Annotated in this window: 15 protein-coding genes; 8 read left to right on the top strand and 7 right to left on the bottom strand. The window is 68.8% G+C overall.

The features are described from left to right. Positions 1–41: 41 nt before the first annotated feature. Both hemE and priA read left to right on the top strand, forming a co-directional pair. On the top strand, positions 42–1,154 hold the full coding sequence (gene hemE / locus M5C96_RS02105; RefSeq protein WP_272566854.1) for a uroporphyrinogen decarboxylase: 1,113 nt from the start codon (positions 42–44) through the stop codon (positions 1,152–1,154). Between the two features lie 639 nt (positions 1,155–1,793). Continuing rightward, positions 1,794–3,935, top strand: a complete 2,142-nt coding sequence (gene priA, locus M5C96_RS02100) for a replication restart helicase PriA (protein ID WP_272566853.1) — start codon at positions 1,794–1,796, stop codon at positions 3,933–3,935. A 72-nt stretch (positions 3,936–4,007) separates the two neighbouring features. On the opposite strand, the gene M5C96_RS02095 is transcribed toward priA, so the two are convergent. The 5 genes from M5C96_RS02095 to M5C96_RS02075 all read right to left on the bottom strand — a co-directional run bounded on the left by M5C96_RS02095 (position 4,008) and on the right by M5C96_RS02075 (position 7,193). Continuing rightward, entirely contained in the window at positions 4,008–4,958 is a 951-nt protein-coding gene (locus M5C96_RS02095) for an AEC family transporter (protein ID WP_272569559.1), read from the bottom strand. A 135-nt stretch (positions 4,959–5,093) separates the two neighbouring features. Beyond that, positions 5,094–5,453: a hypothetical protein gene (locus tag M5C96_RS02090; RefSeq protein WP_272566851.1), complete on the bottom strand. Its 360-nt coding sequence runs from the start codon at positions 5,451–5,453 to the stop codon at positions 5,094–5,096. 85 nt (positions 5,454–5,538) lie between these two features. Further along, complete coding sequence (locus tag M5C96_RS02085) at positions 5,539–5,940, bottom strand: roadblock/LC7 domain-containing protein (RefSeq protein WP_272566850.1); 402 nt, start codon at positions 5,938–5,940, stop codon at positions 5,539–5,541. Between the two features lie 6 nt (positions 5,941–5,946). Further along, a complete protein-coding gene (locus M5C96_RS02080) occupies positions 5,947–6,489 on the bottom strand; it encodes a GTP-binding protein (protein WP_272566848.1) in 543 nt (180 codons plus the stop codon). Next, positions 6,486–7,193, bottom strand: coding sequence for a hypothetical protein (locus M5C96_RS02075; RefSeq protein WP_272566846.1), 708 nt, complete (start codon positions 7,191–7,193; stop codon positions 6,486–6,488). The genes M5C96_RS02080 and M5C96_RS02075 overlap by 4 nt, the downstream gene beginning before the upstream one ends. A 272-nt stretch (positions 7,194–7,465) precedes the next feature. Here M5C96_RS02075 and M5C96_RS02070 point away from each other — a divergent pair, with 272 nt between their 5' ends. From M5C96_RS02070 to M5C96_RS02055, 4 genes are all read left to right on the top strand, one after another. After that, entirely contained in the window at positions 7,466–9,529 is a 2,064-nt protein-coding gene (locus M5C96_RS02070) for an ATP-dependent helicase (RefSeq protein WP_272566844.1), read from the top strand. After that, positions 9,526–9,729: a hypothetical protein gene (locus M5C96_RS02065; RefSeq protein ID WP_272566843.1), complete on the top strand. Its 204-nt coding sequence runs from the start codon at positions 9,526–9,528 to the stop codon at positions 9,727–9,729. The genes M5C96_RS02070 and M5C96_RS02065 overlap by 4 nt, the downstream gene beginning before the upstream one ends. Before the next feature lie 14 nt (positions 9,730–9,743). Next, positions 9,744–10,973, top strand: coding sequence for a phospholipase A (locus M5C96_RS02060; RefSeq protein ID WP_442867350.1), 1,230 nt, complete (start codon positions 9,744–9,746; stop codon positions 10,971–10,973). 239 nt (positions 10,974–11,212) lie between these two features. After that, positions 11,213–11,599 (top strand): hypothetical protein, encoded by a 387-nt coding sequence (locus M5C96_RS02055; RefSeq protein ID WP_272566840.1) that lies wholly within the window; start codon positions 11,213–11,215, stop codon positions 11,597–11,599. A 16-nt stretch (positions 11,600–11,615) separates the two neighbouring features. Here the strand turns inward: M5C96_RS02055 and M5C96_RS02050 are convergent, their stop codons facing one another. Beyond that, positions 11,616–12,101 carry a universal stress protein gene (locus tag M5C96_RS02050; protein WP_272566839.1) on the bottom strand — a complete coding sequence of 162 codons (486 nt, stop codon included), beginning with the start codon at positions 12,099–12,101 and terminating at the stop codon, positions 11,616–11,618. Between the two features lie 131 nt (positions 12,102–12,232). On the opposite strand from M5C96_RS02050, the gene tgt reads away from it, so the two are divergent. Both tgt and M5C96_RS02040 read left to right on the top strand, forming a co-directional pair. Then, the gene (gene tgt, locus M5C96_RS02045; protein ID WP_272566838.1) at positions 12,233–13,405 is read left to right on the top strand and encodes a tRNA guanosine(34) transglycosylase Tgt; all 1,173 of its coding nucleotides are present in this window, start codon (positions 12,233–12,235) and stop codon (positions 13,403–13,405) included. Between the two features lie 91 nt (positions 13,406–13,496). After that, positions 13,497–14,186, top strand: a complete 690-nt coding sequence (locus M5C96_RS02040; RefSeq protein WP_272566836.1) for a glutathione S-transferase family protein — start codon at positions 13,497–13,499, stop codon at positions 14,184–14,186. Between the two features lie 44 nt (positions 14,187–14,230). On the opposite strand, the gene M5C96_RS02035 is transcribed toward M5C96_RS02040, so the two are convergent. Further along, positions 14,231–15,364, bottom strand: a complete 1,134-nt coding sequence (locus M5C96_RS02035; RefSeq protein ID WP_272566835.1) for a zinc ribbon domain-containing protein — start codon at positions 15,362–15,364, stop codon at positions 14,231–14,233. Positions 15,365–15,431 lie beyond the last annotated feature (67 nt).

The following is a 15,431-nucleotide window of genomic DNA, read 5'->3' as shown; positions in this document are numbered from 1 at the left end:
GCGCAAAAACCCGGTCTTGCGGCTACGCCACAATCAGGGGCATGAGCTTCGCCCCCCTCCAGAACGACACGTTCCTGCGCGCCTGCCGGCGCCAGGCCACCGACTACACCCCCCTGTGGCTGATGCGCCAGGCCGGCCGCTACCTGCCGGAGTACAAGGCCACGCGGGCCCGGGCGGGCAGCTTCATGGGGCTGGCCACCAACGTGGACTACGCCACCGAGGTCACGCTGCAGCCCCTGGAGCGTTTTCCGCTCGATGCGGCCATTCTGTTCAGCGACATCCTCACCGTGCCCGATGCGATGGGCCTGGGCCTGTCGTTCGCCGAGGGGGAAGGCCCGCGCTTCGCCCACGTGGTGCGCGACGAAGCGGCCGTGGCGGCCCTGGCCGTACCCGACATGGATAAGCTGCGCTACGTGTTCGATGCGGTCACCAGCATCCGGCGCGCGCTCGACGGCCGCGTGCCGCTGATCGGCTTTTCCGGCAGCCCCTGGACGCTGGCCTGTTACATGGTGGAAGGCAAGGGCAGCGACGACTACCGCCTCGTGAAGACGCTGATGTACAGCCGCCCCGACCTGATGCACCGCATCCTGGCCATCAACGCCGACGCCGTGGCCGCCTACCTGAACGCGCAGATCGACGCGGGCGCCCAGGCCGTGATGGTGTTCGACAGCTGGGGCGGCGTGCTGGCCGACGGCGCCTTCCAGGCCTTCAGCCTGGCCTACACCAAGCGCGTGCTGGCCCAGCTCCAGCGCACCGGCGTGGAGGGCACCGAAGTGCCGCGCATCGTGTTCACCAAGGGCGGTGCGCTCTGGCTGGACGCCATGAAGGACCTGGACTGCGAGGTGCTCGGACTGGACTGGACGGCCAATCTGGCCCGTGCACGCGCCCTGGTCGGCGGCGCGGTGGGTGGCCCCGGCAAGGCGCTGCAGGGCAACATCGACCCCAACGTGCTGTTCGCCCCGCCCGAGCAGATCGCGCTGCATGCGCGCGCCGTGCTCGACAGCTTCGGCCCCCCCCACACCGACCGGACCACCACCGGCCCCACGCACATCTTCAACCTGGGCCACGGCATCAGCCAGTTCACGCCCCCGGAGCATGTGGCGGCGCTGGTCGAAACAGTGCACCGCCATTCCCGCGCGTTGCGCCAGGCTTGACAGGCCTTGACAGCAGGGAATGCAGGCGGGCGAGTTATGCACACTGCGCGCACCACGTTGGCGCACGGCCTGCATTCCCGGGAATCTTTTCGATGGGCGTCAAAATAATTGGGCAGCGCCTGTAAGTCATTGATTCATAAGGACTGGAAGAATTTGCCGAATTTCCGGGCAATGTAACAAAACCACGTGTTTTCAAGGCCTAGCGGCCGGTCGGACGTGGATATCAACAAAGTTATCCACAGAAAATCGGTACTTTTCCAAAATCCTCGTCAAATCAAGCACTTGCGTCGCCCATTGAAGAAATTGCCCGACCTTCGCACTTTGCCCTAGCACAGAATGGCCCCTTGACAAGACCAGCACGGGTCCACTTATGCACAAGGTGCTTGATGCGGTGCAGCATCTGGCCCAGCATGACAGGCTGCGGGCGGCATTCACCATATTTTTGATAGATCATTGATTCATATGGATTTTTTTGAATTTCCTCAGGCCATGCGGATTGCCAGAGCGACGCCCCGCCGCCTCTGAGCCAGCAGCCAGGCCTGGGATGTCAACAAAGTTATCCACAGAAAAAGCCTGCAGCCCCTCAAATGCCCGATAAATCAATCACTTAACGCCTGCATCGCCATCCCGTCTGAACAAGTGCCCGTAAACGACGATCCTCCCTCCCCGGCACCCGCCATCCTGCAGATTGCCGTCCAGACCCCTGGGCACAGCAATGTGGGCGACCTGCTGAGCTACGCCAGCGACCGGCCCCTGCCCCCCGGAACGCTGGTGCGCGTGCCGCTGGGCACCCGCGAAGTGCTGGGCGTGGTCTGGGATGCGCCCGAGGGTGGGTTGCCGCCGCTGCCCGCCGGCACGTCCGCCCGCGCCGTTGCCGCGGTGCTGGAGGGCGTGGCGCCGCTGGCGGCGCCCTGGCGCCGGCTGGTGGCCTTCACCGCGCGCTACTACCAGCGCGGGCTGGGCGAGGTGGCCCTGGCCGCCCTGCCCCCCCAGTTGCGCGACCTGGGCCCCGCGCAGCTCGCGCGGCGCCTGCGCCGCCCGGCGACGTCGTTGCAGGGAGGCGATGCGCTGCCGGAGATCGCCCTGAGCGTCGAGCAGGAAAGCGCCCGCGCCGCCATCGCCGCCGAACCCGGGCCCTTCCTGCTCTACGGCAGCACCGGCAGCGGCAAGACCGAGGTCTACCTGCGCTGCGTGCAGGAGGCGCTGGAGGCCGATCCGGCCGCGCAGGCGTTGGTGATGGTGCCCGAGATCAACCTCACCCCCCAGCTGGAGGAGCGCTTCACCGCCCGCTTCGCGCCCCGCTACGGCGCGGGCAGCGTGGTCTCGCTGCACAGCGGCATGACCAACCCGCAGCGCCTCAAGAGCTGGCTGGCGGCGCATGCGGGCACGGCGCGCATCGTGCTGGGCACGCGCATGTCGGTGTTCGCCAGCATGCCGGGCCTGGCGCTCATCGTGGTGGACGAGGAACACGACGCCAGCTACAAGCAGCAGGAAGGCGCCCGCTACTCGGCGCGGGACCTGGCCATCTGGCGCGGCCGCGACCAGGGCGCCAAGGTGGTGCTGGGCTCGGCCACGCCGTCGCTGGAAAGCTGGCATGCCAGCCGGCCCGCCGAAGCCGGTAGCCCGGCCGGCCGCTACCGGCGGCTGCACATGCCCAGCCGCATCGGCGCCGGAGAACTGCCGCACGTGCGCCTGGTGGACATGGGCCAGCAGCCGCGGGGCGCCGTGTTCTCCGCCCCGCTGCTGGCGGCCATCACCCAGCGCGTGGAGCGCGGCGAGCAGTGCCTGGTGCTGCTCAATCGCCGCGGCTTCGCGCCCGTGCTGCACTGCAGCGACTGCGGCTGGAAAAGCGACTGCCCGCACTGCAGCGCGCACCAGGTCTTCCACAAGATCGACCGCACCCTGCGCTGCCACCACTGCGGCTACACCCAGCGGGTGCCGCATGCCTGCCCGGGCTGCGGCAACCCCGACATCGCCCCCATCGGCCGGGGCACCGAGCAGCTGGAAGAGCAACTGGCCGCCCTGCTGCGCAACGTGATCACGCCCGAGCGGCGGGCGGCGCGCGTCGCCCGCATCGATGCCGACACCACCAAGGCCAAGGGCGCGCTCGAATCCCAACTGGCCCAGGTGCATGCGGGCGAGGTGGATGTGCTGGTGGGCACGCAGATGGTGGCCAAGGGCCACGACTTTCGGCGCATCACGCTCGTGGCGGCGGTGCAGCCCGACGGCGCGCTGTTTTCCAGCGACTTCCGGGCGCCCGAGCGCCTCTTCGCCCTGCTGCTGCAGGCGGCCGGCCGCGCGGGGCGCGATGCACGCTACGTGGCCGAGCAAGGCAGCCGGTGCGAGATGTGGGTGCAGACCTACCACCCCGACCATGCCGTGTACGCCGCGCTGCGCCGGCACGACTACCCCGCGTTCGCCGACAGCCAGTTGGCAGAGCGGGCCGAAGCCGCCATGCCGCCCTTCGCCTACCAAGCGCTGGTGCGCGCCGACGCGCGCACGCAGGAGGTCGCCCAGGCGTTCCTGGCTGCGGCCAGCGCCGCCGCGCAAGCCGATGGGTTGCCGGGACTGGAGCATGTCACGCTGTTTCCCCCCGTGCCCCTGGCGATCCAGCGGGTGGCCAACGTGGAGCGCGCGCAGATGCTGCTGGAAAGCGGCAGCCGCGCGGCGCTGCAGCGCTTTCTGTCGGCCTGGCAGCCAGTGCTGCACGCCACGCGCGCGGCGCCGGAGCACAAGGGGCTGATCCGCTGGCTGGTGGACGTGGACCCGCTGACGATCTGATCCCCGGCTGGGGCGTGCCTGGCGGGTTGGCGCCATGCGGCATCGCTTGCTACCCAATAAATAGCAGAACGCCTAAGTCAATATTGCGGTGGCGGCCGAAAAGCTCAGAAAGGCCAGCGCGGTGGAGACCAGGATGATCCGCGCGATGCGCCCGTTGTGGGCGCCGAAGCGCTCGGCCAGCAGCGACACGTTGCTGGCGCTCGGCAGCGCCGCCACCAGCACCAGCACCGTGTGTGCGAACGGCGTGAGCGGCACGCCCGCCGCGATCGCACCGTGCCCCGCGCCCCAGACGAGCAGCGGATGCACGAACAGCTTGGCCAGCGCGACCGGCACGTAGTCGCGCGGGGGCACGCGGTCGTGCTGGTTCATCTGCGAGCGCGCCAGAACGGCGCCGATCGTGAACAGCGCCACGGGCGACGCCGCGCCGGCCAGCATCGCCACCGTCTGGTCGAGCGGGCCGGGTAACTTCCACTGGAATGCAGACGCCACGGCCCCCAGTGCGATGGCCCAGGGCATGGGGTTGCTTGCCATGCCGCGCAAGGCCCGTCGCACTGCCACCGCCACGCCGTGCGTGCCCACGCCGTCCAGCCGCGACAGGGCGATGCACAGCGAGGTCGTGAGCACCATGTCCACCAGCATCGTCAGGATGGCCGGCCCCGCCGCCGAGGCCCCGAGCAGCGCCACCAGCAGCGGCACGCCCATGAAGCCGGTGTTGGGAAAGGCTGCCACCAGCGCGCCGAAGGCGGCATCGTTCCAGCCCAGGCGCGCCCGGGTGAGCGCCACCGTGGCGCCGACCAGGGCCAGGCCGCACAGGATGTACAGGCACGCCACCGCCGGGTCCAGCAACTGGCCGATGGGCGTGTTCGCGCCCAGTCGGAACAGCATGCACGGCAGCGCGAAAAACAGCACGAACGCATTCAGCCCGGGAATGGCCGCCTGCGGCAGCGCGCCCGCACGCGCGGCCAGGTAGCCGCAGAGCACGAGCGCGAAGAAGGGAAAGGTGATGGACAGAACGGACAGCACGGCCCATTGTCGGCGCAAGGCAGCGTGCAGAGTGCCGCGCGTCACCGCGAAAAAAAGCCCGCACGGGGCGGGCAGCGGGACCGGGGCCGATTCCAGGCCCCGATGGCGTGGCGCAGCGCGCCGCAGCCTGTCCGGTCAGATCTGCACGCCCTGCTCCACTTCCTGCACCTTGCGGCGTGCCAGGGCGAGGTTGGAGCGCTCCTTGTCCAGCACCAGGTAGATGAACAGGCCTTCGTGCGCGGCCAGCGGGCGGATCACGTGGTACTGCTTGCCCAGCGTGATGAGGATGTCGTCGATCTTGTCGGCCAAGCCCAGCGAGCGCATGGTCTTGTTCTTGGCACGGACCACTTCGGTGTTGCCGGCAGCCGCCAGTTCCATGTCCACGCCGCTGCCGACGCTGCCCAGCAGCATGCCGCTACCGCTGTCCACCACGGCCGCGCACAGGGCGCCGTCGATGGAATGGAGTTGGTTCAGAGATTCTTGAAGGGAGGCCATGGGTTCGATTCCTTAAACAGAAAGGGACGAAAGGGGAAGCAAGCACACATGCGCGCCGCCGGCCGACCCGGCAACGCGCGGGGGATCATTCGGGGCGGCCCAGTTGCTGCGCGACCTCGCCGGCGGTCCACAGGGCCCGCCCGAGCACGGCCTGCTTTTCCAGCACCAGGCACAGGATGCAGGGGAAGGCCCCGCCGATGGCCTGGAAGATCGCCAGGCCCGCCTCGGTCTCGAAGGTGAGGCGGCGGCAACCGGGGTAGTCGATCTCGCGGCCCACGGCACGGGCCATGGCCATGAGTGAGCCGGCCATGGCCGCCAGCCGGCGCACCTCCAGGCCACCGCCCACCGACAGCGAGGCCACCTCGAAGCCGTCGAGGGTGGTCACCAGCGCCATGCGCACGTCGCCCGCGGGGGCCACCACGCGGTCCAGCACCTCCCGGGCCGCCTGCGCGCGCTCGGGGGGGACGATGTTCGCCTTGTTCATCATGGGATTTCAGTCCATTTCGTTCTGCAGGGACAGCATGGAAGCCAGCACGCCCACGGCCTCCAGCAGTTGGCCGCGGTCGCGCGGATCGGCTTCCAGGATGGGCACCACGCCGTGCGGCGAGGCCGAGAGCGCGAGGCTGAACGCCTCGATCTGCGCAGGCGTGGCGGGACGGGCGCTGAGCACCAGGGCCAGCGGCGGATCGGGCTGCACGGCCATTTCGGCGAGCAGGTCGAGCGTCTCGGCCACGGCCGAGGGCCGGGCCACGTCGGCCATGATGAAGACGCCCATCGACACCGAGAGAATCCATTGCCGCACGAAGTCGAAGCGGTCCTGCCCCGGGCAACCGCACACCTGCACGTGCTCGCCATCGCCCAGGTCGATCTCGCCGAACTCCGCGCCCACGGTGGTGAACGCCTTGGAATGCGCCGCCCGGTCGAGGTTGGGCACGTCGGAGGACGCCATCACGTCGCCGCACAGCGAGCGCAACGCGGTGGTCTTGCCGATGCCCATGGGCCCCACGAGCGCGATGCGCGGCAGTGCCCCGTTCATGCCTGGCCTCCACCGCGCACCCAGCGCGTGAGCCGCTGAACCAGCCCGCCGTGCCCGGAGGGCTTCGGGCGGTCGGAGCGCAAGGCGGGTACCGGCGCCGCCGTTTCGGTGCGCAGCACGTTGCGGCGGGACAACTCGGCCAGCAGCGCCTGCGCAGTGGCGGGCTCCAGGCCGCTGTGCTCGCACAACTGCGCCAAGCTGACCGGCGCGCGGGTGAGCAATGCGAGCGCCCGCACGTGGCCGCCCGAACGGAACGGCGCCCCCAGCGACACCCAGGTGCTCAGCCGGAACCGTTGCTGGGGGTCGCCGAACGCGGCGCGCGCCGCGGCGGGAGACTCCCACGCCGTGTCGGCGGAGGCGGCCGTCATCGTCTGGCGCGCCCGCCAGTCCATCAGGAACACGGCGGCACGGTCCAGCACGTCGATCAGGTCCGCCAGCGTATAGCCGGTCTGCAGGCGCGCGGTCCACTGCGCCTGGGGCGCCTTGTCGGGAAACGAGCCCCCCACGCAGACCAGGCACGGCGCGCGGGAGCCGGGCTGCGCCGCGCTGGCGTCGTCCAGCAGCAGCACCTGGGCCTCGGCGGCCGGCACTTCATGCCAGCGGAGCAGCGATTTGCGCGACGCCACGCTGAACAGCTTGTGGAACCGCTCGTAAAAGTGGGGAGTGAGCATCTCTGCGGCCACCCCCGCTGAAGCATCGCGCATGGCGGTGACCCCGGTGGAAATAATCGAATTGGAAGGGCCAGTATAAAGATGCACATTGATACATTGTCAAGAAATTTGCTAAAAATGAGAAAAATGATTTCTTCTTGACGAATTCCAGCTCCCGGCACGCCGCTCCCGGTAAAACCTTGTAGAAAGGGCCGGCTCGATTCCGGCCCATCCCGGTATCATTGCGCGCTCTGGCCCCCTTCTCCCTGGGAAGCGGTGCTCCACCCGTGCCTCGCCGGCGCCTGTCCACCCCCTTTTTTCTGCGCATGTCCGCCGGTCTCAATCTCGCCCAGCTCCAGGCGGTCCACTACACCGAGGGGCCATGCCTCGTGCTGGCGGGCGCAGGTTCGGGCAAGACGCGGGTGATCACCCACAAGATCGCCCGGCTGATCGAAACGGGGCTGGAGGCGCGCCGCATCGCCGCCATCACCTTCACCAACAAGGCCGCCGCCGAGATGCGCGAGCGCGCGCAGGGCCTCATCGGCCGGGCGGCCAAGGACGTGCTGGTGTGCACCTTCCACGCGCTGGGCGTGCGCATGGTGCGCGAAGACGGGCATGTGCTCGGGCTCAAGCCCCAGTTCAGCATCCTCGATGCGGACGACGTGACCGGCATCCTCAAGGACGCGGCCGGCGGCACGACCGACATGGCCACCGCCCGCCAGTGGCAGTGGACCATCAGCAAGTGGAAGAACATGGGCCTGAACGCCCAGGAATCGCTGGCGCAGGCCGCGGACGACAACGAGCGAAGCATCGCCGTCCTGATGGCGCGCTACGAAGAACGCCTGACCGCCTACCAGAGCGTCGATTTCGACGACCTCATCGGCATGCCGCTGCGCCTGCTGCGCGACCACCCCGAGGTACGCAGCAAATGGCAGCGGGTGCTGGGCCACGTGCTCGTGGACGAGTACCAGGACACCAACGCCACGCAGTACGAGTTGCTCAAGCTGCTCGTGGGCGAGCGCGCGCGCTTCACCGCCGTGGGCGACGACGACCAGTCCATCTACGGCTGGCGCGGCGCCACGCTGGACAACCTGAAAAAGCTGCCGGTCGACTTTCCGCAGCTCAAGGTGATCAAGCTGGAACAGAACTACCGCTCCACCAGCGCCATCCTGCGCGCGGCCAACAACGTGATCCAGCCCAACCCCAAGCTGTTTCCCAAAACGCTCTTCTCCGAACTAGGCGAAGGCGAGCCGGTGCGCGTGGTGGACGCCGACAGCGAAGAGCACGAGGCCGAACGCGCCGTGGCCCGCATCCAGAGCCTGCGTGCCGCGGCCAACCCGCCGCCGGCCTGGAAGAGCTTTGCCCTCCTCTACCGTGCCAACCACCAGGCCAAGCCGTTCGAAAAGGCGCTGCGCAAGGCCAACATCCCCTACAAGGTCTCGGGCGGCACGAGTTTCTTCGATCGTGCGGAAATCAAGGACCTGTGCGCCTGGTTCCGCCTGTGGATCAACAACGACGACGACCCAGCCTTCCTGCGATCCATCACCAGCCCCAAGCGCGGCATCGGGCACACCACGCTGGGCGCACTGGGCGAATTCGCCACCAGGCACAAGCTGAGCATGTTCGGCGCGCTGTTCAACGGCATGCTGCCGGCGGCCATCCCCAAGCGCGCGCTCGACGGGCTGATGGAGTTCGGGCGCTACGTCAACGACCTCGAATACCGGGCCCGGCACACGCATGGCGCCGAGGATTCGCGCGCCTTCCTGGCCGACTGGCTCAAGGAAATCGACTACGAAAAGCACCTGTACGACGGCGAAGACAGCGAGAAGGTCGCCGCGGCGCGCTGGAGCAACGTGCTGGAGTTCTGCGACTGGATGTCGCAGCGTGCCGGCGGCCAGATCGACGACACCTCGGGCAGCGTCGTCACCAAGGAGACCAAGAGCCTGCTGGAGGTCTCGCAGACCATCGCGCTGCTGTCCACCATCAGCGAGCGAGAGAAGGACCAGGACATGGTCACGCTGTCCACGCTGCACGCCTCCAAGGGCCTGGAGTGGCCGCATGTGGTGCTGGTGGGCGTGACCGAAGGCATGCTGCCCTTCAAGCTCGACGACGACGAGGGCCGCCAGCTCAAGGTGAGCGACGACACGCTGCAGCGCCTGCAGGAAGAGCGCCGCCTGATGTACGTGGGCATCACCCGCGCCCAGCGCAGCCTGGCCGTCAGCTGGACCAAAAAGCGCAAGAAGGGCCGCGAGATGGTGAACGCGCAGCCCAGCCGCTTCATCGCCGAGATGGCGCTGGACAAGAACACCGCCCGCGAAGACCCGCGCGAAAAGCTCAAGGCGCTGCGCGCCGAATTCGCCGCGCGCAAGGCCCAGAGCGCCACGCCATGACCGGCCGTGCCATGATCCGCCGCCACGTTGCCGCCGGGCGGGCCGCAGCGTGCGCCGGAATGCGCCGGCCGCTGGCACAGAGCGTGCGTGTCGCCGGGCCGCGCAACCGCACCTGGGCGCGGGCATCGCGCGGGGCGGACGGCAGGAAGAACATCAGCGCCACCTGGATCGGCCAGGTGGAACAAGGCAGTTGCGGCTAGGAGATACGAGGAACATGGAACAACGCACCACATCACACCACCGCCCCGTCCGTGCTGCGCAAGCAGTCCGGACGGCCATGACACCGCGGCGCCTGGGCACCCTGGCCCTGGCCCTGTGTGCCCCCGCTGGCGCTGCGCTGGCGCAGACGCCCGCCCAGACGGAGGCCGCCGGCGACGCCTGGCGCCGTTGCACCGCCATGGCCGGCGACAGCACCGCGCGCCTGGCCTGCTTCGACCAGTGGGCGGGCCAGCAGGCCTGGAAAGCGCCTGCGGCATCGGCCAGCGCGTCCACCGGCAACACCACGGCCAGCACCGCACCGCCCACCCCCGTGGACACGACGCTGCCGGCCACCCGCCTCATCGACGTGGCCCAGGTGGAAGGCTGCCGCGACGAGCAGTACAGCACGCTGTCGCGCTTTTGGGAATTGGAGTCGGGCAGCGATTGCGGCACCTTCCGCTTCCGGGGCTATCGGCCGATCAGCATCTCGGTGGTCAAGGGCAGCAACGTCAATCGCCAGCCCACCTCGCCCGTGCCGGACCACAACGCCACCTCGGCCGTGGACTACCGGACCACCGAGAACCGCATCCAGCTGTCGGTGCGCACCAAGATCGCCCAGGGCCTGCTCACGCAGGGCCATCCCACGCTGAAGGACTCGGTGTGGGTGGGCTACACGCAGCAGTCGTACTGGCAGCTGTTCAGCCCCGACATCTCGCGCCCCTTCCGCGCCACCGACCACGAGCCGGAAGTGATGTACGTGTACCCCACCGACGCCAAGCTGCCCTTTGGCTGGCGCTGGCGCTACAGCGGCATCGGGCTGGTGCACCAGTCCAACGGCCAGAGCCTGCCGCTGTCGCGCAGCTGGAACCGCGTGTACCTGATGACCGGCATGGAACTGGACAACCGCTGGAGCGTGAACGCGCGCCTGTGGAAGCGCCTGAGCGAAAGCGCCGACAGCGACGACAACCCGGGCATCAGCGACTACATCGGCCGGGGCGAGCTGCAGGTGAACTGGAACTACGACCGCGACAACACCGTGGGCGTGACCGTCCGCCATTCGCTGGCCTCCACGCCGCGCGGCTCGGCACGCATCGAATGGCTGCAGAACCTGGGCAAGGGCCTGGGCGGCAGCAAGAGCAACCTGCGCCTGCACACTGCCCTGTTCAGCGGCTATGGCGACAGCATGATCGACTACAACCGCAAGCGCACGGTGTTCAGCGTCGGCCTGAGCCTGGTCGATTTCTGAGCGCCTGAACGCACGGCCGGCCCCCGCCTGCGCGGCAAGGGGCCGGCCGCATCACATCCCGTTACCCTTTGACAGGGCTGCTGCCTTGAATCGGCGCACACGCGCCGACACAATGGCACGCACATCGCAGTCCGGCAGGCCCCACGCACCACTCCCTGGAAAAAGAGGCGTTTTCATGCCGCTTTCTCCACCATTGCTGGTCCAAGCCCCCGGGACAATGCCCCTCGGAGGACGAAACCATGGACATGCAATATCAGCTCAAGGCTGGAAGTTACTACCTGTACGACATGCGCGAGGCGCCCAGTGCCGTCACGGGCGAGCGCCGTTTCAAGCTGAAGACCGATACCGTCGCCATTGCCTTCGATGCGCACACGGGCGAAGTCCACCAGCACGGCACGCCGTCGCGCATCCAGTCCTGGGCCAGCAACACGCGCCGCCGCCTGCGCGCGGCCGGTGCGCTGGATGTGGCCAACGACATCGTCGTCGTCTCCGGCCCGCTGCCGGTGGACGAGCTCAACAAGTGCCTGTGGATCAACGGCTACTGCAGGCGCATGTTCAAGCGCCTGGCGAGCCTGCCGCACGGCAAGCTGCAGCGCCCGAGCGAGCCTTTCCGCAAGGCCGCCTGAGAGTTTCTGAAAAGGATCAGGCCAGGGTTTCCTGCCCGCCCTCGGCATTCACATCCACGGTTTCCAGCACGTCCGCGTGCTTGACGATGGTCACGGGCACATGGCTCGCATGCACGAGCGCCTGCGACACCGACCCCAGCAACGCGCTGCTGATCGCGCCCTGCCCGCGGGCGCCGATCACCAGCATGCCGCAGCCGTGGCGCTCGGCGATGTCCACCAGCGTGTTCGCAACGTCGCCCACGCCCACATCGGTTTCGTGCTCCACGCCTGCGGCCTCGAAGATCGCACGGGCCGGGGCCATCAGGTGCAGACCGGCTTCCAGGCTGGCCGCCGCGATGAGGTCCGGGTCGCGCGACACCACCATTTCGTAGAGCGTGGCGGGCTCCTGCACATGGGCCAGCACGACGCTGGCGCGCAGCCCCTGGCGCAGCAGGGCCAGGGTGTGGTGCACCGCATCCAGGGAGAGGTCCGAGCCATCGACGGCGATGAGGATCTTGAGCATGTCCGTGTCCTTTCCGGGAGTCTGAGGGGCCTGCCGGCGATGCGCTCCGCGCGCCCGGCAGGCAGTGCGGTCCAGTGTACCGGCGCCCCGCCGCGCCCCCGACCCTGTAGGCGTCTGGGACAATGCGCGCCATGCTGCAGTTCGACCTCCTGACCACCGACCCCGAAAGCCACGCGCGACGCGGCACCCTCACCCTGAACCACGGCGTGGTGCAGACCCCCATCTTCATGCCCGTGGGCACCTACGGCACCGTCAAGGGCGTGATGCCGCAGAGCCTGCACGACATGGGCGCGCAGATCATCCTGGGCAACACGTTCCACCTGTGGATGCGCCCGGGGCTGGACGTGATGCAGGGCTTCGGCGGCCTGCACGCGTTCGAGAAGTGGGACAAGCCCATCCTCACCGACTCCGGCGGCTTCCAGGTGTGGAGCCTGGGCGCCATGCGCAAGATCACCGAGGAAGGCGTGCACTTCGCCTCGCCCGTGAACGGCGACAAGCTCTTCATGTCGCCCGAGGTGAGCATGCAGATCCAGACCACGCTCAATTCCGACATCGTGATGCAGCTGGACGAGTGCACCCCGTACGAAACCAAGGGCCACCTGACCACCGAGCGCGAGGCGCGCACCTCGATGGAAATGAGCCTGCGCTGGGCGCAGCGGAGCCAAGACGAATTCCACCGCCTGAACAACCCCAACGCGCTGTTCGGCATCGTGCAGGGCGGCATGTTCGAGAACCTGCGGGCCGAATCGCTCGACCGGCTGGTGGAGATGGATTTTCCCGGCTACGCGGTGGGCGGCGTTTCGGTGGGCGAACCCAAGGACGAGATGCTGCGCATCATGGCGCACACGCCGCACCGCCTGCCGGCGCACAAGCCGCGCTACCTCATGGGCGTGGGCACGCCCGAAGACCTGGTGGAAGGCGTGGCGCAGGGCGTGGACATGTTCGACTGCGTGATGCCCACGCGCAATGCGCGCAACGGCACGATCTTCACGCGGTATGGCGACCTGAAACTGCGCAATGCGCGCCACAAGGCCGACCACCAGCCGCTCGACACCACCTGCACCTGCCATGCCTGTGCGGGCGCCGAGGGCGTGGCCTGGGACCAGGGCGGCCGCGGCGGCTTCAGCCGCGCGTACCTGCACCACCTGGACCGCTGCGGCGAGATGCTGGGCCCGATGCTCACCACCATCCACAACCTGCACTACTACCTGAACCTGATGCGCGAGGTGCGCGAATCGCTGGATGCGGGCCGCTTCGGCGAATTCCGCCGCCAGTTCGCGGTCGATCGCGCGCGGGGCGTGTAACCCCGAAGCCCCGGCGCCCCAGGCCCCGGGCGATGTCCGCTGCGGGACGGCGGTGGTATCCGGCCCGGCGCGCGCCCGCTACGATGGCGCCATGCTGACCGTCCACCACCTCGAAACCTCGCGCTCGCAGCGCGTCCTGTGGCTCCTGGAAGAACTGGGCGTGCCCTACGAACTCCGGACCTACCAGCGCGACCCGCGCACCCGCCTGGCGCCGCCGGAGTTGCGCAAGATCCATCCGCTCGGCAAGTCGCCGGTCATCACCGAAGGCGACGAGGTCATCGCCGAGTCGGGCGCCATCATCGAAACCCTGGTGGACCGCTACGGCGCGCAGGCGCAGGGCGAGCTCGCGCACCTGGAACCCGCGCGCGGCACGCCCGAACGCCGCCAGTGCCGCTTCTGGATGCACTACGCCGAAGGCTCGCTGATGAACTGGCTGGTGATGAAGCTGGTCTTTCAGACGCTGCCCAAGCAGCCCATGCCGTTCTTCGTGCGGCCCATCGCGCGGGCCGTGTGCGGCAAGGCGGAGCAAAAGCTGGTGGACCCCAACCTGGCCACGGCCCTGGCCTTCATCGACGACCACCTGTCGCGCAACGCCTGGTTTGCCGGAGCCGACCTCACCATGGCCGATTTCCAGATGAGCTTTCCGGTCGAGGCGGCCATGAGCCGCGTTCAGAACGCCGACCGGCACACGCACCTGAAGGCCTACCAGGCCCGCATGCGGGCCCGCCCGGCCTACCAGCGGGCGCTGGCCAAGGGCGGCCCGGTGGTGATGGGCGGCTGAGGCGCCACGCCACCCGCGTACCAGCGCCCTTTCAAGCCGATCCCCTAGAGCGGTCCCGCCGGGGCCGGGCCGCCGGCCAATGGCCCGGCGGCGTGCGGCACCGCCGCCGCACTGGCGTCCGAGTCGTTGCCGGGCAGCAGCCCCCGGCCCGCGCCTGCGCCGCAGGCATGGCAGAACCGGGCGAATGCGCTCTTGCGGGTGTTGCAAGCGCCGCAGTGGTCGAACAGCCCGATGCCGCAGTGGGGGCAGAAGTCGATGGTGGGGTCCTTCAGGTCCACCGGCCGCTCGCACCCCGGGCACACGCCCTTGGCCAGGCGCGCCAGGGCGACGTCGTAGCTCAGCTCCTTGCGGCGCTCCTGGTCGGGCAGTGCCTCGGCCCGCTTCTGGCGCTCCAGGTAGCGGTTGAGCGCCACGATGGCGTACCGCCCGACCAGCGCGGTCACGACGATGCCGACCACGTAGCGCACATAGCCGCCGTAGCTGGGCAGGTAGGGCACCAGCTCCACGAAGAACGCGAACAGCGCGAAGAAGATGAAGCCCCACACGAACGGCCAGTAGGTGCCCTTGCGCTTCTTCACGAAGAGCCAGCCGGCCACCACCAGCAGCGGCAGCGTGAGCGCCAGCCGGTACAGGAACACGCGCAGCTGCACCTTGCGCTGCTGCACGGCCATGCGCTCGTAGCCCTCCTTTTCCAGCGCGGCCAGGCGTTGCTGCGCGGCCGTGGCCGCCTGGCGCGCATCGAGCGCGGCCTGCTGCTGCGCTTCGACCGCCTGCTGGGTCTGGCGCTCGCGCAGCTGGAGCCGGTCCAGCGCCTGGGTGCGCTGCACCACCTCGGGGTTGTGTTCGGACTGCTGCGTGGCGCTGCGCGTGGCCAGCCAGTTGTTGAAGGTCTCGCGCTCCGCCGCGGTCTCGCTGCGCGACTTGGCGCGCTGCAGGCGGGCCTGGTCGAGCGCCGTCTCCGCGCTCTCCTCGGCCTGCTGCGCGTTGCGCACCTGGGCGCGCAGCGTCTCCGCGGCAGGGCGGTCCAGGAAATCGTCGAGCTGCAGCGTGGCCTCGACCTTGGGCAGGTCGTCCACGACGGTGCCGCCCAGCCCGATCAGGAAGCTGGCGAACACCAGCGACACCAGCCACAGGCCCCGGCGGAACCATTTTTCCGACAGGCGAAGGGATTTGCTCATGACCAGCTCCTCGGCATTGAAATACTATTCATTTGATAGCAACACAGACAATCAATATCCCGGCATC

Origin of the sequence: Acidovorax sp. GBBC 1281, from assembly GCF_028473645.1 — a bacterium.
In the GTDB taxonomy this organism is placed as follows: domain Bacteria; phylum Pseudomonadota; class Gammaproteobacteria; order Burkholderiales; family Burkholderiaceae_C; genus Paracidovorax.
Note: the sequence above shows the minus strand (reverse complement) of the source record. Positions and strands in the feature narration are given on the sequence as shown.

What these genes read in the sequence shown, in the direction of transcription:
- hemE (WP_272566854.1), top strand. Translation starts at nt 42, where the DNA reads ATGAGCTTCGCCCCCCTCCAGAACGACACGTTCCTGCGCGCCTGCCGG.
- M5C96_RS02090 (WP_272566851.1), bottom strand. Translation starts at nt 5,453, where the DNA reads ATGGCCTCCCTTCAAGAATCTCTGAACCAACTCCATTCCATCGACGGC.
- M5C96_RS02085 (WP_272566850.1), bottom strand. Translation starts at nt 5,940, where the DNA reads ATGATGAACAAGGCGAACATCGTCCCCCCCGAGCGCGCGCAGGCGGCC.
- M5C96_RS02080 (WP_272566848.1), bottom strand. Translation starts at nt 6,489, where the DNA reads ATGAACGGGGCACTGCCGCGCATCGCGCTCGTGGGGCCCATGGGCATC.
- M5C96_RS02075 (WP_272566846.1), bottom strand. Translation starts at nt 7,193, where the DNA reads ATGCGCGATGCTTCAGCGGGGGTGGCCGCAGAGATGCTCACTCCCCAC.
- M5C96_RS02070 (WP_272566844.1), top strand. Translation starts at nt 7,466, where the DNA reads ATGTCCGCCGGTCTCAATCTCGCCCAGCTCCAGGCGGTCCACTACACC.
- M5C96_RS02065 (WP_272566843.1), top strand. Translation starts at nt 9,526, where the DNA reads ATGACCGGCCGTGCCATGATCCGCCGCCACGTTGCCGCCGGGCGGGCC.
- M5C96_RS02060 (WP_442867350.1), top strand. Translation starts at nt 9,744, where the DNA reads ATGGAACAACGCACCACATCACACCACCGCCCCGTCCGTGCTGCGCAA.
- M5C96_RS02055 (WP_272566840.1), top strand. Translation starts at nt 11,213, where the DNA reads ATGGACATGCAATATCAGCTCAAGGCTGGAAGTTACTACCTGTACGAC.
- M5C96_RS02050 (WP_272566839.1), bottom strand. Translation starts at nt 12,101, where the DNA reads ATGCTCAAGATCCTCATCGCCGTCGATGGCTCGGACCTCTCCCTGGAT.
- tgt (WP_272566838.1), top strand. Translation starts at nt 12,233, where the DNA reads ATGCTGCAGTTCGACCTCCTGACCACCGACCCCGAAAGCCACGCGCGA.
- M5C96_RS02040 (WP_272566836.1), top strand. Translation starts at nt 13,497, where the DNA reads ATGCTGACCGTCCACCACCTCGAAACCTCGCGCTCGCAGCGCGTCCTG.
- M5C96_RS02035 (WP_272566835.1), bottom strand. Translation starts at nt 15,364, where the DNA reads ATGAGCAAATCCCTTCGCCTGTCGGAAAAATGGTTCCGCCGGGGCCTG.